General features: G+C 38.2%; 2 protein-coding genes, 3 pseudogenes and 1 riboswitch. Of the genes and pseudogenes, 4 read left to right on the forward strand and 1 reads right to left on the reverse strand.

What is annotated here, in order from left to right:
• From JCM10596_RS22610 to JCM10596_RS22625, 4 genes and pseudogenes are all read left to right on the forward strand, one after another.
• Nucleotides 1-425: ArsA family ATPase (locus tag JCM10596_RS22610; RefSeq protein ID WP_025029038.1), on the forward strand; the 425-nt coding region annotated here is incomplete at its 5' end.
• 126 nt (nucleotides 426-551) lie between these two features.
• A riboswitch (SAM riboswitch) is annotated at nucleotides 552-664 on the forward strand.
• Between the two features lie 123 nt (nucleotides 665-787).
• A pseudogene (locus JCM10596_RS22615) lies at nucleotides 788-1,525 on the forward strand (methionine ABC transporter ATP-binding protein); the annotation flags it as partial.
• A gap of 29 nt (nucleotides 1,526-1,554) precedes the next feature.
• A pseudogene (locus tag JCM10596_RS27125) lies at nucleotides 1,555-2,231 on the forward strand (methionine ABC transporter permease).
• A 54-nt stretch (nucleotides 2,232-2,285) separates the two neighbouring features.
• Nucleotides 2,286-3,134 (forward strand): MetQ/NlpA family ABC transporter substrate-binding protein, encoded by an 849-nt coding sequence (locus JCM10596_RS22625; protein WP_025029040.1) that lies wholly within the window; start codon nucleotides 2,286-2,288, stop codon nucleotides 3,132-3,134.
• A 60-nt stretch (nucleotides 3,135-3,194) separates the two neighbouring features.
• On the opposite strand, the pseudogene JCM10596_RS22630 reads toward JCM10596_RS22625, so the two are convergent.
• A pseudogene (locus JCM10596_RS22630) lies at nucleotides 3,195-3,517 on the reverse strand (tetratricopeptide repeat protein); the annotation flags it as partial.

Genomic DNA, 3,517 nt, shown 5'->3' on the forward strand with positions numbered 1-3,517 from the left:
GACATCGGATGTGGTGGGAGAGGAGGAAGATTATCAACAAGAATTCTATCTACCAGATTCTGATGCGTAGGAAAAATAAGTTTGCTCTTGCTCGAAAACACCTGCTTGATGCTACTCTAACAGCCTTTGTCTTTGTCTTGAATGCGGAGAAGCTGCCTATATTAGAAACGGAAAAGGCAGTGGGACTCTTGCAAAAATATCAGATTCCGAGTGACTACTTAATTATTAATAAGATGTATCCTCCTTATGCGATTGATCCTTTTCTGGTCAAAAGAAAAGAACAAGAACAGAAATATGTGGATCTTATTGAACATACCTTTCCCTTGCATACCAAAAAATATATCCCTTTCCTTGCTGAGGATATCACAGGAATCGATTCGTTACAGGTTATTAGTCAGTATATGTATACAGAAAAAGGGTTTTGAATAAGTTATCAGAATAAAATTTTAATTCAAAAATATTTTTTTTAATAAATATATTTACATTCGACAAAATGCGTGGTAATATTCAGATCATAATATAAAGCGCATATTTAATTTAATAAGACATGACTCTTATCACGAGAGGTGGAGGGACTGGCCCTATGAAGCCCGGCAACCACCAGTAATTCATTTACTGGAAGGTGCCAATTCCTGCGAAGACAAAGGTCTTCGAGAGATGAGAGGATCGGAATGTAATATACTATGATCCTTTCTGTAAGAGTACGGAAAGGATTTTTTACGTTCATATTATCATTAAACAGATTGGAATAGTTGGTTATTACAACCACAGAAAGGAGGCATCTTGCGTGATTCAAATTAAGAATGTTGTGAAATTATTCAAAACGAAAAAACAAAGCTTAAAGGCAGTTGATCAGGTAAGTTTGACCATTGAGCAAGGTGAGATTTTTGGAGTGATTGGTTATAGTGGCGCAGGAAAAAGTACCTTAATTCGTATGTTAAACCTTCTAGAGAAACCAACTGAGGGATCTGTTTATATAGATGATGTTGAATTAAATTCACTCTCACAGCGAGAGTTAAGAAAAAAAAGACAAAAGATTGGCATGATCTTTCAGCATTTCAATCTTCTCTGGTCTAGAACGGTTCGAGAAAATATTTCGTTTCCACTGGAGATTGCTAAGGTTCCTAAAAAGGAAAGAGAAAAGAGAGTTCAAGAATTGATTGACATGGTAGGTTTGCAAGGAAAAGAAGAGGATTATCCTGCCCAATTAAGTGGAGGACAAAAGCAAAGGGTCGGGATTGCTCGAGCATTGGCTAATCAACCTAAGGTATTGCTTTGTGATGAGGCAACATCAGCTCTAGATCCCAAAACGACCGATTCCATCTTACAGCTCCTTCAGGAAATTAATCAACAGCTAGGACTAACGATTGTGCTCATTACTCATGAGATGCATGTCATCCAAAAGATTTGCGATCGCGTAGCGGTGATGGAAAATGGCAGAGTGGTTGAGCTTGGGAATACGCAAGAGGTATTTGAAAACCCAGAACAGCAAATGACCAAGGAATTTGTTAAGCAAGTTCAAGAAGTAGGATTGAGAAGCGGGGGACTAGCAACATGATGACCTTCTTAGAACAATTATTGCCCAATGTTTATTGGGATACTGTATGGGATGCGACACTAGAAACCTCTATATGACGGGAGTATCTCTTACCTTTACCGCTCTTTTAGGAATTCCGCTGGGCATCTTACTCTATATGACGGCTCAAGGAAACCCGTGGGAGAATCGTATTTTTTATAGTGTATCAGGCTCCATTGTTAATATTTTTCGCTCTATTCCTTTTATTATCCTGATTATTCTCCTCATGCCTTATGTTCGAGCGGTGCTGGGAATAGGGATTGGTACGAGTGCCGCCATTCCTGCCTTAGTGATTGGGGCTGCTCCCTTCTATGCCAGAATGGTGGAAATCGGGTTGCGTGAAATTCCTAAAGGAGTGATCGAAGCGGCTAAATCGATGGGAGCGAATCATTTTACTGTGATTTATAAAGTTCTGATACCAGAATCTCTGCCTGCCTTAGTATCAGGGATTACGGTAACGGGGATTGCCCTTATTGGTTATACCGCAATGGCGGGGGTTGTCGGAGCTGGAGGATTAGGCTATGTTGCTTACCGCTTTGGTTTTCAAGCCAATAATGGTCAGATGACTTTAGTAGCCACTGTTCTTATTATCATTTTAGTGCAAGTCATTCAAATGGTTGGAGATTTTATCGTTCGTCGAATTGATAAACGATAAGTTATCATATAGAAACTTCTATAGAAAAAACAAAAAAGGGAGATGGATGTAACCATGAAAAAAGTAGCTTTATTATTCATTATTGCTGTGTTATCTATTTTTGCGGTAGCTTGCGGACAATCAGATCAAGCTGTTCAAGGAGATCAAGCTGGAGATAAAACGGAAACAGGCGCTGAATCTAAGATCATTCGTGTAGGAGCAACCCCTGTACCACATGCTGAAATTTTAGAACAAGTGGTTAAGCCTTTATTAGCGGCAGAAGGAATTGAACTTGAGGTTGTTGTTTTCCAAGATTATGTATTACCTAACCAAACTCTAGCTGCTGGTGATATCGAAGTAAACTTCTTTCAACATATTCCATACTTAGAAAAACAAAATGCAGATCATAACTATGGCCTAGTTAATATTGGGGGAGTTCACATTGAGCCAATGGGTGGATACTCAGTGAAGCACAACTCGATTGATGAGTTACCAGACGGCGCATTGATTCTACACCCAGATTCTGCTTCAGAAGAGGGAAGAATCTTAGCATTATTAGAATCTAAAGGATTAATTACGTTAAAAGAAGGCGTTGGATTTAACGGTACTGTTCGAGATATTGTAGACAATCCAAAGAACTTTCAGTTTAAAGGTGTAGAAGCGGCAACATTAACTCAAGCCTATGTTGATGGGGACTTAGCGATCATTAATACAAACTATGCCCTTCAAGCTGGACTTTCTCCTGCTAAGGATGCGTTGATCCTAGAAGGAGCAGAAAACAATCCTTATGCGAACGTACTAGCGACAGTGGAAGCTAATGCAGATAATGCCTTAGTGAAAAAATTGGTTGAAGCCATTCAATCAGAAGAAGTTCGTCAGTATATCCAAGATAAATATGAAGGAAATATTGTACCAGCGTTTTAATCACTGTTGTCTAAAAGAAGTAGCTCACTTTCACAGGTGGCTACTTCTTTTTTTACAGTATTAATCTTGGTATTCTGGATGGTTGTGTCTAATACAACCGAATAAATAACAATCTGTTCTAATGGATAATTCGAACTCCATAAAAGGAATGTACCCAGATGAAATTTTTTCCATTATATCTTCGAATTCTTTCTTTTCCAAATGTAATGTTTCTATGTGATTTCTTTTATCGTCTTCAGTCCAATCATCATCACAAGAATCTTTATGAGCTTCGTCAATTTCTTGAGTTTTTTCCCTGATAGCTTTGTTTATTATTTCATTTGCTGTTAATTTATTATTGAGTTTGAGCAAGGAATACACATACCTACTAACCCAATTTGGTT

Origin of the sequence: Caldalkalibacillus mannanilyticus JCM 10596, from assembly GCF_000615945.1 — a bacterium.
Lineage (GTDB): Bacteria > Bacillota > Bacilli > Caldalkalibacillales > JCM-10596 > Bacillus_AT > Bacillus_AT mannanilyticus.

Coding starts and splice junctions, on each gene's coding strand:
- JCM10596_RS22625 (WP_025029040.1), top strand. CDS start 2,286: ATGAAAAAAGTAGCTTTATTATTCATTATTGCTGTGTTATCTATTTTT.